Below are 16,830 nucleotides of genomic sequence, written 5' to 3'. Positions count from 1 at the left end.
AAAATGCGATAAAGGGGATAGGCGGTCAATTTATATAGTAATCGTATGGCTCAAATTATTAGTAAGACATTAGTGAGAATACGTCAATTCCATCAAGCTTCGTACGACCTGTTAAGTAAGAAAGCTCAATTAGAAAAGCTGCTCCAACTACTTCCCCGCCGAGTTGACGGATTAAATTGATGGAAGTTGCGATTGTCCCGCCTGTTGCTAGTAAATCATCGGCAATCAGTACTCGTTGTCCTGGAGAAATTGCATCCTTGTGCATCGCAAGCTGATCTTGTCCGTACTCCAGGTCATAGCTTGCAGTAATCGTCTCGCCAGGGAGCTTGCCGCTCTTGCGAATCGGAGCAAACCCAACGCCTAGTGCCAACGCTAACGGAGCACCTACTACGAATCCGCGAGCTTCTGGTCCTGCAATCACATCGATTTTCATATGCTGAACCGCAGCACGCATCTCTTCAATTGCAGCACGATAAGCTGGTCCGTCTTTCAGAAGCGTTGTAATATCTTTGAAACGGATACCTGGTTGCGGGAAATCAGGAATTACTCGGATGTAATCTTTGAAGTTGTATTGTGTGTTAGACACGAGTGGTCAACCCTTTCCATTTCAAACTATTCGTTTTAATACTTCACTAATAATCTAAGTTTGTGATGCTTCAAATTGTGTTTTCGCAGTGCGATAACGTTCAGATGTTGCTAGATCCCGTTTCTCGGGAGATGCTGCCGCTTGCATCAGGCCATCGCGGCATTCAATAAACTGCAGCTCCTCGAATACGTCCAGCATCAATTCAACTGTCTCTAAAGATAAACCGCTTTGCTTAGACAAGCGAGCATTTAATCCTTGCAGTGGAGCCTGACCTAGCTTTTTGAGCTGCTGGTACACTTTGCCGAATTGCTCGCGCTCTGGAAATTCAGCAGCGGCAGGATCAAAATGCACATCGTGAAGCTGCAGCTGCGGCTTGCGCTGCCCGTTCCACTCATTAACAGATAGTTCGCCGACGACATCAATTTTACTGCCGGGCTTCAATCCTTCAGCCAGCATACCCATGCTAAAGCCAATTCCGTCTAATAAACGACGACCGCTGCCTAATGACAGCTTCAGATGTCTAGATTCTTTACCTATCGTACGCCGATCTGCAAGCTCCGTTTTCTGGAATAGCAGTCTTGGCGAAGGGTTCCCCATCCCAAACGGCTCAAGCTGTGAGAGCTCAGTAATCGTTTCAAGGGTGGCCTCGTTTATTGAGCATACGAGATCAACGGAGGTTTTCGGAATCCAATCGTCAGCGCTCAACCATTCAGCAGCCAGCACACCAAGTCTCTGCTCAAATTCAGACAATCGATCACGATGCAGGCTCATGCCTGCTGCGGCCTGGTGACCTCCGTAATGATCGAGCAGCTCATCGCAAGCTGTAAGTGCCGCATGCAGGTCAAAGCCTTCTATAGAGCGCGCAGAGCCTTTACACATCCCGGTCTGCTCATCAATTCCAAGAATGATAACCGGCTTATAATTTCTCTCTAGCAGCTTTGAAGCAACGATGCCGATAACGCCGACGTTCCAGCCTTCACCGGCAAGCACGATAACTGGCGGTGATTGTAAACCAGCAGCTTCAGCCTCAGCACGTTTAGTCTGCCACTGCAGCTCAGCTTCCTTCACGATATTCTCCACCACGCGCTGCCGTTCTTTGTTTAAGCTGTCCAGTCCGATAGCAGTCAAGATCGCATTATCATAATCCTCGGTTGTCAGCAGTTCGACCGCACGCTTCGCATGATCGAGCCTGCCGGCAGCATTAATGCGAGGTGCCATCCCAAAAGCAATGCCTGTCGCTGTAATACTCTCAAGCTCAATGCCGCCAGCCTCCGCTAATGCTCGGAATCCTACACCAGCATGACTGCGTAATCTCTCCAAACCACAGCGCACAAAAATACGATTCTCGTCCTTAAGCGGCATTAAATCAGCAACTGTCCCTAAACTTACAATATCAGCCCATTCAAGCGGCGGGCGCTCTAAGAGCGCATGTGCCAGCTTAAATGCCACGCCTACACCTGCAAGTCCTTTGAAAGGATAGCCACAGCCCTCCTGCTTCGGATTCACAACTGCACAAGCATTTGGAATTCGCTCTGGCGGCTCGTGATGATCGGTTACGACAACGTCGATACCAAGCTGCTTTGCATAATCAATTTCTTGAACTGCGCTAATACCTGTATCAACGGTTACGATTAACCGAACACCTTCTTCAGCAGCAAGCTCAATCGCTTTATTGTTCAATCCGTAGCCTTCCAAAGCCCGATGCGGGATGTAATAGTCAAAGTTATAGTTTAAAGAGCGAAATAAATGTACTAACAATGAAGTACTTGATACTCCGTCAGCATCATAATCACCATAAATCCGAATCTTCTCATTGCTGGAAGCAGCTTGTCTAATTCTTTCAACAGCTGCCTCCATTCCGAGTAATAAATACGGATCATGAAAATGTTCCGCCCCGCCTCGTAAAAAACGTTCAGCTGCATCTGTTTCGGCAAAACCGCGCTGAACGAGAAGCCTCGCTACAAGCGGCGGTATGTTCAGATTCGATGCTAATTTCTTCGCTTTATCTTCATCGGTAACAGACCATGGCGCTACGGCCCACCTTGTCTTCCTTTGAATCATGCTGCTTGCTCCTCTCCTGCTGTTTGCTGTTTATTGCAGCAGTGTCGGCATCTGCTCCTGATTCGGATCATGATTAGACTTATAAGGATAACCAGGATCATAAGGCTCAACGTAGATCGAAACATCCGTAACATGTATAAAACGTTTCATAACGAGCTGCTTTACCCTTTTGGCAATCTCTTGACCCTCAAGAACCGAAATGCGCGGATTAACGCTAATGACCATTTCTGCTATGACATAGTGCCCATGCTCTTTCGCCCTCAAGGTTTGAACGGTAATGACTCCATCAACACGCTGAATAAGCTGCATCAGCTCATCAGGGTTTTCTTCTGAAGTCTTTCCATTCTCTTCTTTACGGATGAAGACAGTAGCCATTCTGTAGCCATTAACAACAACTATAACTGCAATAACGATCGCTGCTGCTGGATCAAAATAGTAGAGCACCGGAATATTTAACATTTTCCCAACAATCGCTCCACTTACACCCACTAAAGCAGCAATAGAGCAATATAGTCCAGTCATTCGATCTTTCGATGGAAAAAATAATTGCTGTACAATTAAAGCCAGCACAATTACGACTGCCGCGCTCCAATGCGGTGCACTCGTTACACCCTCTGAAAGATCTCTAATGGCGGATATGCCAATTTCGAGCCCAATAATAAGCAGGACGACAGACAACAATATCGTTGTCGCCGTCTCTGCTTTTATGTCTACAGGCGCCGCTTTGGTAACCGAATTTGCCATTTTGCGCTGCCGGCTTGCCCTCAGTCCTGAAAGAGCAGCTGCTCCTGCGGCTACATCAGCTCCTGTTCGAAATGCATCCGCGAGCAGCGCCTTGCTTCCTGACAACCAACCTACCACGCCTTTCAATAGAGCCAGCAGCATGTTTCCCCATAAGCCGGTCCAGCTTGCGGACTCCGCTTTTGCATATCGCTGTGTGGTTGACATTTGTACCTCCTAAAGGTTTTGCGAATGCAAAACCACTTCGTAAGCATGTTCTTAGGTTTTGCGAATGCAAAACCTCTTCGTTAGCATGTTAATCTACAAAATTAAGCTGTTTTTTTAACGACAGCCTTCGGCTTTTGTTTACCTTTAAGCAATAGCCACAACGGGCTCGCGATACAAATGGATGAGTACGCGCCGCTCGTAAGACCGATAATTTTGGCAAGTGCAAATAGCTTGATTGATTCGCTTCCGAAGATGAACAAACATACGGCTACGATAAGCACAGCTAATACGGTGTAAATGTTACGTGCCATCGTTTGCCAGATGCTGGCATTTACCATCTCAGCGAGCTGATCGCGGTTTTTATATTGGCCAAACCGAAGATTTTCACGAATCCGGTCAAAAATAACGATTTTATCATTAATAGAATAACCAATTGTCGTCAACACCGCTGCGATGAACGGAAGGTCCACTTCCAGGCGGAATATCGAGAATATAGCTATGACGACAAAAGCATCGTACAATATCGCAATGTTCGCTGCCAGCGCAAAGCGCCATTCGAAGCGAATCATAACATAAATCATAATGGCTACGCTGGCAATGAGAACTGCCCAGATCGTCTTGATCCCAAGCTCCTGCGCCATGTCAGGTGAAACGACGTTAACCTCGGCTGATACTTGGTCACCGTACTTCGCCTTGAAAGCATCTTGGATTTCAGTGATCTTGGCTTGTGTAAGCACTTCGTCAAAGCGAGCAGTTACTCGATCTTCTCCAGCACCGCCAATCGTTGGCGTAATGTCTTCAAATCCTGCTTTTGCAATAATTTCTTTCGCTTCTTGCTGGGTTGCTGCCTTGCCTACTGAAATATCCATATTCGTACCAGCCTTGAAATCAACGCCGAAATTCATGCTAAAAAACAACAGTGACAATATACCAATTACAGTTAACGTGATCGAGAACAGAAAGAACTTGTTGCGGTTCCCAATGAAGTCATAACGAATTTTTGTATTAAAGTTCACGGATTTCTGCCTCCTTCACACCAAAGTAGCTTGGTTTTGTAAATAGGTTGCTCTTAATAATGAGCATAATTAAAAAGCGAGACAAGAAGATGTTTGTCAGCATACTAACCAAAATACTGAAAATCATCGTTAATGCAAAACCACGAATTGCACCGTTACCGATAAAGTACAATACCGCGCTCGAAATAATATTCGTAATATTCGCATCCATAATAGTCCGGAATGAGTTTTTCGATCCCGCTTTAAGGGATGATAGCAAACTCTTACCGCTTCGAATCTCTTCCTTAATCCGCTCATACATGATGATATTCGCATCAACCGCCATACCGATACCAAGTACGAAGGCTGCAATACCTGGAAGTGTAAGGGTCGCATTCATTAAATTAAATACAACGATCAAGAGCCATGTATACGTAATAACAGTAATACCAGCAACAACGCCTGGAATACGGAACAATAAGACTAGGAATACCAAAATAATAATCGTACCGATAATACCGGCCTCGACTGTCTCTTTCAACGAATCTAGTCCTAACTTTGCGCCTACACTTTGCGTATATTTTTCAGTCAGTTTGAGCGGCAACGCACCAAGATTGATCATATCTGCCATCTCACGCGCCTCAGCAACCGTATATTCACCAGTAATTGAAGCAGAACCGCCTGGAATAGCTCCGTGTACAGCAGGTCTTGACAACTCTTTGTCATCGAGAAAAATAGCTAAGTATTGACCTGCTAGACGTCCCGTAATTTCTTCGAATTTCTTCCCATCCTTGAGCTCAATGGTGATATAAGGTTTACTTAGTTCATCATAGCCAACGCCTGCGCCATTTTGCTTAAAGTCGCTGCCGTCAAGCTCGATCGTGCCGTCAGGTGCGCGGAACGTCAGATTAATTGGTTTTGCAAGAATGTCTCTTACTTCATTCTCATTTGTGACACCAGCTAATCGTAAACGAATCCGGTTCGAACCTTCAGTTGTGATCTCCGGCTCCACAATACCAAGCTCGTCAATCCGTTTTTCTAAGCTTCTTGCCGTTTCCTTCAATGATTCCGGTGTTACAGCTTCTCCACCTTCAAGGGGAGTAGCTTCGTACAAAACCTCAAATCCGCCTTTTAAATCTAGGCCTAACCTTACGTTTTTTACCAGCGATGGACTTGTCCAAGCGATAACGCCAAACATAATGACTACGATCGCAAGGAAGGCAATTATTCTCTTCCCGAACATACGACTAAATCCTCCTTATGATCTCAATATTCCTATTATACAGACGTGACAAAATCGAGTCAAAAAAAAAGAAACCGTCAATTTAAAATTGGGTTCCTTTGTATGCGCTAATCGTCATGAAATTCATAAATTTCATAACCTTTAAAGATAAAATATCGTTTACTAATTGATGCAGCTCGGGCTGCCCTTTTTTATTATACATCTCACTTACGCATTCCCATACATCTTGACCTGTTACATGCTCGTAGCCAATGAGTTGGAATTCCTCCGCTTTGCTGTTGCATAGCTCCTCAATCATACGATTTAACACTTCGTCTGCCATGCTGCGCCTCCCAAAAGCTTCTGACATAAAGCTGTAATCCACATATTCGATATCTTACTGCCTTTTTCCTGCCCGCTGTATTGCTATTCTCTAAAATGACTGACATGGAATAGGACATGCCGCGCATAAAGATGATAGTACCTACATGTCTTACTATATCATCATATTGCTGCGACAAGTTAAGATCAGTTATTTCATGATAGAGAAGAGGGTAATTTATTATGTCAAACTTATCGAATCAAACCAAGCAAAACTTTATAAAAGGCGCAATGATTTTGCTTGCCGCAGGCCTTATTAACAGGCTGCTCGGATTCGTAACCCGCATTGCGCTGCCACGTATTATGGGCGCTGAAGGGGTCGGACTATATCAGCTAAGCTATCCGTTTTTGACAGTTATGCTCACCCTAATTACAGGCGGCATTCCGCTTGCAGTAGCCAAATGGATCGCGGAGGCTGAGTCACAGGGCGATTCGACTCGTGTAAAGTACATTTTCCGAACGGCAATGGGGCTAGTTGCTTCACTCGGCATATTGTTGACCGCATTGATGATACTTTTTGCACCATGGATTACAAAGCATGTACTGCCAGACGCTCGTGTATACCGAACCTTTATGGTGATGACACCCATGCTGCTTATTATAGGGATATCATCGGTTTATCGGGGATATTTTCAAGGCAAACAAAACATGATTCCAACTGCTGTATCACAAATTGTAGAAACGTTGCTACGTATTATTGCATCGTTAACCTTTTCATATATGCTGCTTCCATATGGCCTTGAGTGGGCTGCAGCTGGTGCCATGCTTGGCGCTGTGGTCGGTGAGATTGGAGGACTTGCTGTACTGCTTTGGAAATATTACAGCGACAAGCCGCGCGTGAAACAAGAGGTTACCAGCCTTCCTAATCAAAAAATGGTCAAAAACGAACCCGTACTGCGAAGATTGCTAAGCATATCGATCCCGGTCACTGGCAGTCGATTGGTAGGTTCCTTCTCCTATTTGCTCGAATCCATCCTTACGGTTAGAAGCTTAGCAGCAGCTGGAATTACGACAGGCATCGCTACTGCACAATACGGTGCTTTGCAAGGTATGATTGTACCGCTTCTGCTGCTGCCAACTGCATTAACTTACTCCCTTGCCGTGTCCCTTGTCCCTTCCTTATCCGAAGCTGCTGCTCGAGGTGATAATGCTCTAATCCACAAAAGGCTTCATCAATCGATGAGACTTGCACTTGTTTCAGGAGCTCCTTTTGTTGTCATTATGGCTTTGTTTGCGGATCCGATCTGCCGAATTGTATATAATCATGCGGAAATAGCTCCTATGCTCCAGCTTATCGCTCCCGTTGGCATTTTTATCTATTTGCAAGCGCCGCTTCAAGCAGCTCTACAAGCGCTTAATAAGCCTGGAACTGCATTAATCAACACTTTAATTGGCGCTGTCGTTAAGCTCTTTCTCATTGTCCAGCTTGCATCGGATCCTGATTTCGGAATATATGGCGCATTAATTGCTATTAATGTCAATATCGTTCTCGTCACCGTATTGCATGCGATCAGCGTTTTGAGGTTTATCGGCTTCCATATGAAATTTTTCGACTTTGCAAAAGTTGGTACAGCTATGATTATTATGGGTGCGGCTGCTCGGTTCACGATGAATAATGAACCGTTGTCCGTCGAATGGGTTAATTTACTTCTAGCTTGCATGGCAAGTGTAATCGTGTATTTAATGCTAATGGTTGTTATGAAAATTATTGATCGCCATGACATTGTACGTATCCCGTTAATCGGAAATTGGTTTAAATAATTTGAAATACATCATAGAAGAACCGCGGTAAAGAAAGGGATAATCCCCTCTTTATCGCGGTTTTTTATCATGCGTATCGATAAACAACTTCCCTTTATAATCAATTGTACAAAAGAATACATCCTTAAAATCAAAGACGCCTCTTTCCTGCAATACATTTTTGAGCCAAAATCTCGTTTTCTCTAGATTTTCTAAATTTTTATCCTGTACCTTGCCATCCATAATGAGCGGGACAGGTAAAATTTCGAATCGATATTTCGGTGGAAAAACATTGGTTTGGTTATATCGCTTTAGTTTTTGATCAGATGGGCCTGTTGTATTGTTATCAAGAGGTTTGTCTTCGGATTCATCGGAATGCTCCCGTGGTATGACGGACAGCTTGCCGCTTGTTTCCAAAATAGCAAATTCAACGTCCGATACTGCACTAATTTTATTTTCCCTAAGCTGAAGCATTAGATCATCCAAGTTATAACGCTGCTTGCGCATAACATCACTATTTAACTTGCCTTTGTCAATAATCACACTAGGTTTGCCATCAAACAGCAGTCTTAGCTTACGGCTTTTCATCGTCATAAAAGCACTGCCTACTTGAATAATCATCAAAACGACCATTGGTAAAATACCTTCCCACATCGATCGATCCATGTCTTCAATGACTATGACAGCAATTTCAGCAATCATGACTGAAATAACGAGATCGAATACGGATAGTTTACCGATTTCTCGTTTCCCCATAAAACGCATGATCAGAAATACGACGAAATAAATCATTATCGTCCGGATCAACAGGCCCCAAAATTCCAAAGGAAACCGCCTCCTCGTCTTTATCATTCGAGCTGATTCCAGCTGCGTTTTGACCGTAAAGGTATTCTGACCTACGTGTTCCAACATCATACTCCTGCAGTTTATACGAATATATGGCAATGATACATGAACTCCACATAAATTAGTGCTTGTCACCCGTGTTTGTGTACTATTCTGCTTAGCTTGACCATATGGATAAGTAATACGTTCATATCGCTGGGGGGAATATGATGAGCTCGGTTAAACAAGCACCTAAACCGCCTTTAATCGCTTCACCTTTGCTTGCCGGAGTGCTGTTTTCAATCATTTGGCTGGCAGCAGGTGCCTTGCTGCTCTCACTGCTTTTGCATTTTACAAGTATGAAGGAAAGCAGCTTACCTGGTAATGCATTGCTAATTCATGGCTTTGCAGCACTCGCTGGAGGCTTTACCTCGGGACGACGCTCCGAACGAAAAGGTTGGTATAACGGCGCATTGCTTGGTTTGCTTTACGGTGCAATCGTCATCATTATCAGCTTCCTTGCAACCAATGCTTCAATATCAATGCACAGTATCCTCCTTCTTGGAGCAGCCCTTCTTGCTGGAGCGTTTGGCGGAATGATTGGCGTAAATATGAGAAGGTGATCTTTAATAATCAAAAAAAACGGCTGACATGCAAGCATGTCAGCCGTTTCTAATTAATCATCTTATTCCTTTTCTGCTGGTGCAGAATTGATAATGTTATTGATCGCACTGCGTTCGAACGTCATTTTTGTTGTATCGTTTACACGAAGTACAACCGTATCATCACTAAGTTCAACGACTGTACCGTGCAAACCACCAATTGTCGAAATTTTATCGCCTTTTTTCAATTGGTTAAGCATGGACGTACGTTGCTTTTGTTTCTTCTGCTGCGGACGAATAAGCAAGAAATAAAACACCGCAAACATAAGTATGAACGGCCAAACCATGTTAAGAATACCAGTTGCACCTGTTGGTTCTGCTGCTAACCACATCGTAATCCCCCCTTTCAAAACCCTTTCTCATTATCGAACAGGCCGTAGCTTGTGAAGAAGGAATCACGGAAATCAAGAAGCCGATCATCCATAATCGCTTGCCGAACGTCCCGCATGAGTTGTAGTAAGAAATGCAAATTGTGATAAGTCGTCAGCCTCATGCCAAACGTCTCATCCGCTTTAATTAAATGCCGGATATAAGCTCTTGAATAATTCTGGCATGTATAGCATGAGCACTCCGGATCCAAAGGTCCATAATCCTCTGCGTATTTCGCATTTCGAATAACGAGTCTGCCTTGGCTTGTCATTGTTGTCCCATTACGGGCAATTCGCGTTGGCAGAACACAGTCGAACATATCGATTCCGCGGATAGACCCTTCAATTAATGCATCTGGTGAGCCGACTCCCATGAGATAACGCGGTTTATTCGCCGGTAAAATGGGAACCGTATAGTCGAGAACATCATACATAAGATGCTTAGGCTCGCCTACGCTCAGTCCACCAATAGCATACCCCGGGAAATCCATGGAAGTCAAATCATTTGCGCTTTGAATGCGTAAATCCTTGTACATTCCTCCCTGAACAATTGCGAACAATCCTTGATCATGAGGTCTTGCATGAGCTTTAAGGCAACGCTCTGCCCAGCGTGTCGTACGCTCTAGTGATTTCTTCACATAATCATGCTCAGCTGGAAATGGAGGGCATTCATCGAATGCCATCATGATATCCGAGCCTAGAGCATTTTGAATTTCCATAGCTACCTCAGGAGAAAGAAACTTCTTGTCACCGTTGAGGTGAGAGCGGAAATGTACGCCTTCTTCGGTAATTTTTCGCATTTCGCTTAGACTGAACACCTGAAATCCGCCGCTATCCGTCAGAATCGGTCTATCCCAGTTCATAAACTTATGCAATCCGCCAGCGTTCCTTACGATGTCATGTCCAGGTCTAAGGAACAAATGATACGTATTGCTCAAAATAATTTGAGCATCCATCACCTTAAGCTCTTCTGGACTCATTGTTTTGACTGTTGCTTGCGTGCCTACCGGCATAAAGGTAGGTGTTTCAATAATTCCATGCGGTGTGTGTACACGACCTAGTCTTGCTCCGGATTGCTTACATTGTTTGATTAATTCATATTTTACAGCCACAATTCACGCTTCCTATTCCTAATTAATAAATAAACATCGCATCGCCAAAGCTGAAAAAACGATATTCATGAGCGACCGCTTCTTCATAGGCTTTCATAACAGCATCTCGTCCAGCCAGCGCACTTACAAGCATAACGAGCGTTGACTTTGGCAGATGAAAATTAGTAAGCAAGGCATTTACCAATTTAAATTCATATCCTGGAAAAATAAATATGGAAGTCCAACCGTTGCAAGCCTCGATAGGACTATCTTGGAAACGAGCTGCTACAGTCTCCAGTGTTCGCGATGAGGTTGTCCCTACAGCAATTATACGTGCCCCGGATCGTTTGGCTTCATTAATAATTGCCGCATTTTGCTCATTCAGCTCATAATATTCGGCATGCATTTCATGATCCTCAACTAACTCCACTGACATTGGCCGGAATGTACCCAGTCCAACATGCAATGTAACATACGCCAGCTTTACACCTTTTGCCTGCAGCCTTTCAAGAAACTCATCTGTGAAATGCAGACCCGCCGTAGGCGCAGCTGCGGATCCCGCATGCTTTGAGTATACCGTCTGATATCTTTCGCGTTCCTCCAGCCTTTCCTTAATATAAGGAGGCAGCGGCATTTCACCAAGACGATCAAGCAGCTCTTGAAAGATACCCTCATATTCAAACCGAATCGTTCTTCCGCCCATCTCGCCTTCCTGCTCGACTACAGCGCGCAGCAATGGATTTCCTTCTCCATCGTCTCCAAATGAAAGTGCTGTGCCGACCTTGAGACGTTTCGCAGGCTTGCCGAGTGCATCCCAACTGCCATCTTCAAACTGCTTCAATAACAACAGCTCGATCTTTGCGCCAGTATCACTCTTCATCCCCGTTAAGCGGGCAGGAATAACTCTTGTATCATTTAGTACTAGTACATCTCCAGATTGAACATATTGTTCTAAATCAGTAAATCTATTGTGTGTAATTTCACCTGACTGCTTATTTAGAGCTAGCAATCTTGAAGCCGTTCTATCAAGCAAAGGTGTCTGGGCAATTAACCGTTCCGGCAGTTCAAAATCAAACCATTCTACGTTCATATCGATTCAATCATTCCTTAGCGATGGTTACATCTTTGTAGTAGTATTTCAAAATATATTGATAGTCATACCCTTGCTCTGCAAGGCTTAATGCTCCGTATTGTGATAAACCGACTCCATGTCCATTACCAGAGCCGATAAAACGATAGTTAGGCTCCTTCGTAGCTGCACGCATCTGTCCGCTGCCATCTAGAATAAACATATTAGCATTGGTAGCTTCTACTTTCTGACCACCCGCACTAATCATATATACCGGAGCAGAATCTGACGGCTTGTTGCGCGTCGCCGAGTTCTGTCCGAGCAGTGATACCTTAGCTGTCTCCTCGATCTTGAACAACGTACTCGGCAACGAGCCTTGCACGCCTAATGCAACACGGTAATCAACTGGATAGTTTACAACCACTTTCTGTCCATTTGCCAAAATTTCTGTAGCACGCCCTGAAGCGCCGCGCTGACTCACCTCTAATGTTTTCAGAGGACCTGCGATTGGAGTCTTCGATTTAGAATTAATAACCGTTAACATTTCTTGTGCGTTATAAGGACCGCGAACCCATGTCATTGAATTGGATTCGATGCTTTTGTCCAGCACGACAACTTGTGTTCCGTTCTCTACCTGTGCAATAACAGGAATAGTATCCTGAACGAGCGGGTGCTTGCGAACCTTAGTACCGTTCGTATTCACTTGCATAATAACGCTGCCAGCTGCGGTCTTTTGTCCAGTATCGTTAAGTAAATCCTCTCGAATATATCCGATGGATCCGTTTGGAACTACAACACGGTACCAGTTAAGCAGCTTAGTCTCAGACGAAGTATCCGGGCTTTTCGTTGCCTGCAAATACGGAACCGAATTGTTCCACGCTTCTTTGGCATCCGCCGTAAAACCACCGCTATTTGCTGAGTAAATGGCCTCAATCGCTTTTCCTTTGTACAATACGACTTGACCTGCTGTCTCTTCAACGGCAGTTATTGTTGACGGGCGCTCTGAGCTAACTCCGTAATAGGCTTGGCTTAAAGTCGTATCAACGACATGCGCAATTTGGAAACCTAGACCTTTATATAAAGCGTAGGTACGTGCTGCTACAGCTTGTACCTTAAGCGCTTCTATTGGCCATGTCGGGTACATCTCAACGCCTACAACTGAATATAGATATTGTTCAAATGGCAGCTCATTAACAACCGCCATCTTTCCATTCAGTACGCTCAGTTCAAACAGTCCCCGGTAGCTGCGATTGCTGCGTTCCGTCAGCTTTATCGGGTCCGTCCCCGCTGGCGAGACCGTTACTTTCGTATCACTTCCTGGAAACAAATAAAGCTCTGAACTGCTTTCCGCTTTGGCACTGATCGTATGATCGTTTCTTATCAACAAGTAAGGTGAGCTTGTATCTGCATCCTTCAATGCGCCTCCGCCTGAAGTATTTGCCGCTGCTGCCCTGATCGTTTGAAGATCAGCATCTGTCGCAGCAGCTCCAACGATAACAGAGTACTGGGATACTCCATTTTGCTGTGAACGAACAGCTACAAAAGCATCCAATCCTGCTGCTCCGAAGCTTGCTGCAGCAGCCATTGCAGCAGATTTACTCGGATATGTTCCACTTTCCAAATGAAGCGGCCCTTGAAGCACTGATTTAAAGCCGCCTACAAGCTTAGAAAGCTCACTATCACCAGCCCATTTGGTTTTAGCAGCAGCTGCCTCAGCTGCTGTCTTGTATGTACCCTCAATAACCTGGTAGACAATAGCTCCGTTTTTCGAAAGGGAGGTTAGGAACGCCGCTCCCTTCAAAGCCTGCAGCCTCTTCTGTACAGCCAGTGCTGAAGCAAAAGTAGGAGACTCATATACATTCACTTTATAGTTCTCCATGCCAAATCGAGCCGTAGTTGTTCCATCTACATTAAACCAATTATTGATGCCGTCCGGTTGTCGCACTCCGACGCTCAATCCGCTCGTTGATGAGAATGTAACAGCTGGTGTCGTATCATCATATTTCTTCTCAGGCAAATGCATATACAAAGCAACACGGATAATATCAAGCTTTGGTACTGCGGCTTGTGATGGAGAACCAGTCCACGCAGTCGCTAGCAGTACTATTGCGAACGTCATGATCACGTAGCGCTTTATAGTCTGTTTAATTGACATTCTTGTTATTCTCCCCTCTGTTCTGCGGCAATTCGCAGCCATTAACGGAACAACTTTGTTCTGTTGATCCAAACCATACATATCTTCTTTTTGCTACAAATCGGTACAAACGATTCGCGAAACGCTCCATGCCTGGTATTCCGTAAATAGCAGATATCCAGCGGAAACCCTTTACGGTTCTCATTATCCGAACAATTCCGTCTGCGCCAGCAAACAGCTGGCCATGCTCATCAGCAACATGCATTTTCTCATACAACTGTGCAAAATTCAACTGATCCACTGGGGGAACTAGCTCTTTAATATTGCCGGCCGCCTCCAATTGCTGAATCTGTACATAGTGAAGATCCGCGTGTGAATGCAGCTCCTTTAACTTCGCAATGGAACCGAGACAAAGATTGCAATGTCCATCGTAGATAACATAGAGTTTCTCAGAAGCACCTTTTGCACTTGTATGCATGAAGAGCTACCTCCCTGGCATCGGAAGACCTAAATGACGATAGGCATTTTCAGTCGCTATCCGCCCACGTGGTGTTCGCTGTAAGAAACCAATTTGCATTAAATATGGCTCGTACACATCTTCAATCGTTTGGCTTTCTTCACCAATCGTCGCTGCAATAGTGTCAAGTCCAACAGGCCTGCCGGCAAAAGTCGTCATCATCGCTTGCAGCATTTTGAAATCGATAAGATCCAGACCCATCTGATCTACCTGCAGCAGCTCAAGCGCTGAACGGGCAATATCATGTGTGATAACGCCATCGCCCCGCACTTGGGCGAAATCACGTACTCGCTTTAGCAGGCGATTCGCGATTCGAGGGGTTCCTCGTGACCGCATTGCAATCTCAGACGCCGCTTCTCCTACGATACCAACGTTCAATATTTCTGCTGTTCTAGCTACGATGAATGCTAGCTCGTCCATCGTATAAAATTCAAGTCGGCTTACTACGCCAAAACGGTCGCGAAGCGGTGCCGACAGCAAGCCTGCTCTAGTAGTCGCTCCAATTAAGGTGAACGGCGGTAAATCGAGCCGAACTGAACGGGCACTTGGCCCTTTACCGATCATAATATCGAGCGCAAAGTCCTCCATTGCCGGATATAGCACTTCTTCAACTGTACGATGCAGGCGATGAATTTCATCAATAAAGAGTACATCACCCTCCTGTAAGTTTGTCAGCAGTGCAGCAAGATCACCAGGACGTTCAATAGCAGGGCCCGATGTCGTGCGAAGACTGACTCCGAGCTCGTTTGCAATAATGTTTGACAAGGTTGTCTTACCAAGGCCCGGAGGTCCATATAGCAGAACATGATCAAGTGCTTCCTTGCGCAGTTTCGCTGCTTCTATATATATTTTCAAATTTTCTTTGGCCTTCGTTTGACCAATATACTCGGCTAAATAGCGGGGCCTCAAGCTGAGTTCAACTGCCTGATCTTCCATCATCAGGTTGGCGGAAATGATTCTGTCATCCATCTGCCTTCATCTCCCTCCTTTACCCTTTAAATAGCTGCTGCAAAGCTCTTTTCATTAAAGAATCGACCGTTTCCTCAGCCGTTACACTATGCTGCAAGCCATTCCATGCTTTATCTAGTTCCACAGCGGTGTAGCCGAGTGCTGCAAGGCCTTCCCTTGCTTCCTGCCAAGCGGTGCCTGCACCTTGACCCGAATGTCTGCTCGAAGTAAGATCTAGCGCTACGCCTGCGGCTGTCAAAAGTCCTCCATCCAGCCCCGCTCCAATCAGCTTATCTTTCAGATCTAGTATCATCCGCTGCGCGGTTTTCTTTCCTATGCCGGGAAGCTTAATGAGAAATGCGATATTCTCCTGTTGAATAGCTGCAATGACTGCATCCGGTCGACCGCCTGATAAAATACCTAAAGCGACGCGGGGTCCGATTCCGGATACCTCCAGCAGCTTACGGAACAACGTTTGCTCTTCTCTCGTCTCAAATCCAAACAACAAAACAGCGTCCTCGCGGACGTTATGATGTATGTAGACGATAACCGGCTCTTCTTTTTTGGCAAATGCGTACGGATTAGGGGTAAATACCCGATAACCGGTATCTCTTACGTCCAGAACGATATATTCTGATTCTAAATGTACGACATTGCCTCTTAAAAAATCGATCATGAACGCTTCACCTCATTAATTTTCTGATTCAATACGACGGAGTGTGCATGACAAATAGCCACTGCAAGCGCATCGGCAACATCATCAGGCTTAGGCACCGCCGAAAGCTTCAAAAAGACTTTAACCATTTCTTGCACTTGTTTCTTCTCTGCCTTGCCATAACCAACAACGGCCTGTTTTACTTGAAGCGGTGTATATTCTCCAACTGGCAATCCACGCTGCGCAGCAGCCAAAATAATGGCGCCCCTAGCTTGGGCCACATCAAAAGCAGTCGTTACGTTTCGATTAAAAAACAATTTCTCTATTCCGACAGTATCTGGCTTATATTTATCCATCAAAGCGCCCGCAGACTCGTAAACTTGTAATAAACGCTGCTCTGAAGGCGTATGGGCTTCCGTCTGAATGGCTCCGTATTGCACGGGTGTAAGCTTGTGTCCGATCTTATCTATAAATCCAAATCCAACGATCGCATAACCAGGGTCAATTCCAAGAACGCGCAAACGGTCATCTCCTCAAAAGTTTTACAAGGTAAAACTTGCTTCGTAAGCATAGGCTTAAGTTTTGTGAAGCAAAACTTGCTTCGTAAGCATACGCTTAGTTTTACAGG

At 45.0% G+C, this 16,830-nt stretch carries 17 protein-coding genes; 2 read left to right on the top strand and 15 right to left on the bottom strand.

The genetic code is table 11. From position 1 onward, the window contains the following. Nucleotides 1-58: 58 nt before the first annotated feature. From AC0YN6_RS10490 to AC0YN6_RS10465, 6 genes are all read right to left on the bottom strand, one after another. Nucleotides 59-586 carry an adenine phosphoribosyltransferase gene (locus AC0YN6_RS10490; RefSeq protein ID WP_475746725.1) on the bottom strand — a complete coding sequence of 176 codons (528 nt, stop codon included), beginning with the start codon at nt 584-586 and terminating at the stop codon, nt 59-61. Nucleotides 587-640: 54 nt separating this feature from the next. Continuing rightward, nucleotides 641-2,647, bottom strand: a complete 2,007-nt coding sequence (recJ, locus tag AC0YN6_RS10485) for a single-stranded-DNA-specific exonuclease RecJ (protein WP_475746724.1) — start codon at nt 2,645-2,647, stop codon at nt 641-643. Nucleotides 2,648-2,677: 30 nt separating this feature from the next. Beyond that, a complete protein-coding gene (locus AC0YN6_RS10480; protein ID WP_475746723.1) occupies nt 2,678-3,595 on the bottom strand; it encodes a cation diffusion facilitator family transporter in 918 nt (305 codons plus the stop codon). Between the two features lie 101 nt (nt 3,596-3,696). Further along, nucleotides 3,697-4,611: a protein translocase subunit SecF gene (secF, locus tag AC0YN6_RS10475; protein WP_475746722.1), complete on the bottom strand. Its 915-nt coding sequence runs from the start codon at nt 4,609-4,611 to the stop codon at nt 3,697-3,699. Next, nucleotides 4,601-5,833, bottom strand: a complete 1,233-nt coding sequence (secD, locus tag AC0YN6_RS10470; protein WP_475746721.1) for a protein translocase subunit SecD — start codon at nt 5,831-5,833, stop codon at nt 4,601-4,603. The genes secF and secD overlap by 11 nt, the downstream gene beginning before the upstream one ends. An 82-nt stretch (nt 5,834-5,915) precedes the next feature. Further along, nucleotides 5,916-6,155, bottom strand: coding sequence for a post-transcriptional regulator (locus AC0YN6_RS10465; protein ID WP_475746720.1), 240 nt, complete (start codon nt 6,153-6,155; stop codon nt 5,916-5,918). Nucleotides 6,156-6,376: 221 nt separating this feature from the next. Here AC0YN6_RS10465 and spoVB point away from each other — a divergent pair, with 221 nt between their 5' ends. Further along, complete coding sequence (gene spoVB / locus AC0YN6_RS10460) at nt 6,377-7,954, top strand: stage V sporulation protein B (protein WP_475746719.1); 1,578 nt, start codon at nt 6,377-6,379, stop codon at nt 7,952-7,954. A gap of 51 nt (nt 7,955-8,005) precedes the next feature. On the opposite strand, the gene AC0YN6_RS10455 is transcribed toward spoVB, so the two are convergent. Next, nucleotides 8,006-8,725 carry a YetF domain-containing protein gene (locus tag AC0YN6_RS10455; protein ID WP_475746864.1) on the bottom strand — a complete coding sequence of 240 codons (720 nt, stop codon included), beginning with the start codon at nt 8,723-8,725 and terminating at the stop codon, nt 8,006-8,008. 260 nt (nt 8,726-8,985) lie between these two features. Between AC0YN6_RS10455 and AC0YN6_RS10450 the strand changes: the two genes are divergently transcribed. Continuing rightward, nucleotides 8,986-9,381: a TIGR04086 family membrane protein gene (locus tag AC0YN6_RS10450; protein ID WP_475746718.1), complete on the top strand. Its 396-nt coding sequence runs from the start codon at nt 8,986-8,988 to the stop codon at nt 9,379-9,381. A gap of 62 nt (nt 9,382-9,443) precedes the next feature. Here the strand turns inward: AC0YN6_RS10450 and yajC are convergent, their stop codons facing one another. From yajC to ruvC, 8 genes are read right to left on the bottom strand one after another with little or no spacing between them, the layout of a single operon-like run. Beyond that, nucleotides 9,444-9,752 carry a preprotein translocase subunit YajC gene (gene yajC / locus AC0YN6_RS10445; protein WP_475746717.1) on the bottom strand — a complete coding sequence of 103 codons (309 nt, stop codon included), beginning with the start codon at nt 9,750-9,752 and terminating at the stop codon, nt 9,444-9,446. Nucleotides 9,753-9,766: 14 nt separating this feature from the next. Then, nucleotides 9,767-10,900: a tRNA guanosine(34) transglycosylase Tgt gene (tgt, locus tag AC0YN6_RS10440; protein WP_475746716.1), complete on the bottom strand. Its 1,134-nt coding sequence runs from the start codon at nt 10,898-10,900 to the stop codon at nt 9,767-9,769. A gap of 22 nt (nt 10,901-10,922) precedes the next feature. After that, a complete protein-coding gene (queA, locus tag AC0YN6_RS10435; RefSeq protein ID WP_475746715.1) occupies nt 10,923-11,969 on the bottom strand; it encodes a tRNA preQ1(34) S-adenosylmethionine ribosyltransferase-isomerase QueA in 1,047 nt (348 codons plus the stop codon). Between the two features lie 10 nt (nt 11,970-11,979). After that, on the bottom strand, nt 11,980-14,103 hold the full coding sequence (locus AC0YN6_RS10430) for a SpoIID/LytB domain-containing protein (RefSeq protein ID WP_475746714.1): 2,124 nt from the start codon (nt 14,101-14,103) through the stop codon (nt 11,980-11,982). Further along, nucleotides 14,093-14,560: a thiol-disulfide oxidoreductase DCC family protein gene (locus AC0YN6_RS10425; RefSeq protein WP_475746713.1), complete on the bottom strand. Its 468-nt coding sequence runs from the start codon at nt 14,558-14,560 to the stop codon at nt 14,093-14,095. Before AC0YN6_RS10425 ends, AC0YN6_RS10430 begins: the two co-directional genes overlap by 11 nt. 6 nt (nt 14,561-14,566) lie before the next feature. Next, the gene (ruvB, locus tag AC0YN6_RS10420) at nt 14,567-15,568 is read right to left on the bottom strand and encodes a Holliday junction branch migration DNA helicase RuvB (protein WP_475746712.1); all 1,002 of its coding nucleotides are present in this window, start codon (nt 15,566-15,568) and stop codon (nt 14,567-14,569) included. A 19-nt stretch (nt 15,569-15,587) separates the two neighbouring features. Continuing rightward, nucleotides 15,588-16,223, bottom strand: coding sequence for a Holliday junction branch migration protein RuvA (gene ruvA / locus AC0YN6_RS10415; protein WP_475746711.1), 636 nt, complete (start codon nt 16,221-16,223; stop codon nt 15,588-15,590). Continuing rightward, entirely contained in the window at nt 16,220-16,723 is a 504-nt protein-coding gene (gene ruvC / locus AC0YN6_RS10410; RefSeq protein ID WP_475746710.1) for a crossover junction endodeoxyribonuclease RuvC, read from the bottom strand. Before ruvC ends, ruvA begins: the two co-directional genes overlap by 4 nt. Nucleotides 16,724-16,830 lie beyond the last annotated feature (107 nt).

The sequence above is a fragment of the Paenibacillus sp. J22P15 genome, from assembly GCF_056269345.1.
This window is presented reverse-complemented; position numbering and strand designations above follow the sequence as displayed.

What these genes read in the sequence shown, in the direction of transcription:
- AC0YN6_RS10430 (WP_475746714.1), bottom strand. Translation starts at nt 14,103, where the DNA reads ATGTCAATTAAACAGACTATAAAGCGCTACGTGATCATGACGTTCGCA.
- ruvA (WP_475746711.1), bottom strand. Translation starts at nt 16,223, where the DNA reads ATGATCGATTTTTTAAGAGGCAATGTCGTACATTTAGAATCAGAATAT.
- ruvB (WP_475746712.1), bottom strand. Translation starts at nt 15,568, where the DNA reads ATGGATGACAGAATCATTTCCGCCAACCTGATGATGGAAGATCAGGCA.
- queA (WP_475746715.1), bottom strand. Translation starts at nt 11,969, where the DNA reads ATGAACGTAGAATGGTTTGATTTTGAACTGCCGGAACGGTTAATTGCC.
- AC0YN6_RS10425 (WP_475746713.1), bottom strand. Translation starts at nt 14,560, where the DNA reads ATGCATACAAGTGCAAAAGGTGCTTCTGAGAAACTCTATGTTATCTAC.
- AC0YN6_RS10450 (WP_475746718.1), top strand. Translation starts at nt 8,986, where the DNA reads ATGATGAGCTCGGTTAAACAAGCACCTAAACCGCCTTTAATCGCTTCA.
- AC0YN6_RS10455 (WP_475746864.1), bottom strand. Translation starts at nt 8,725, where the DNA reads ATGATTTATTTCGTCGTATTTCTGATCATGCGTTTTATGGGGAAACGA.
- spoVB (WP_475746719.1), top strand. Translation starts at nt 6,377, where the DNA reads ATGTCAAACTTATCGAATCAAACCAAGCAAAACTTTATAAAAGGCGCA.
- yajC (WP_475746717.1), bottom strand. Translation starts at nt 9,752, where the DNA reads ATGTGGTTAGCAGCAGAACCAACAGGTGCAACTGGTATTCTTAACATG.
- recJ (WP_475746724.1), bottom strand. Translation starts at nt 2,647, where the DNA reads ATGATTCAAAGGAAGACAAGGTGGGCCGTAGCGCCATGGTCTGTTACC.
- AC0YN6_RS10465 (WP_475746720.1), bottom strand. Translation starts at nt 6,155, where the DNA reads ATGGCAGACGAAGTGTTAAATCGTATGATTGAGGAGCTATGCAACAGC.
- AC0YN6_RS10480 (WP_475746723.1), bottom strand. Translation starts at nt 3,595, where the DNA reads ATGTCAACCACACAGCGATATGCAAAAGCGGAGTCCGCAAGCTGGACC.
- secD (WP_475746721.1), bottom strand. Translation starts at nt 5,833, where the DNA reads ATGTTCGGGAAGAGAATAATTGCCTTCCTTGCGATCGTAGTCATTATG.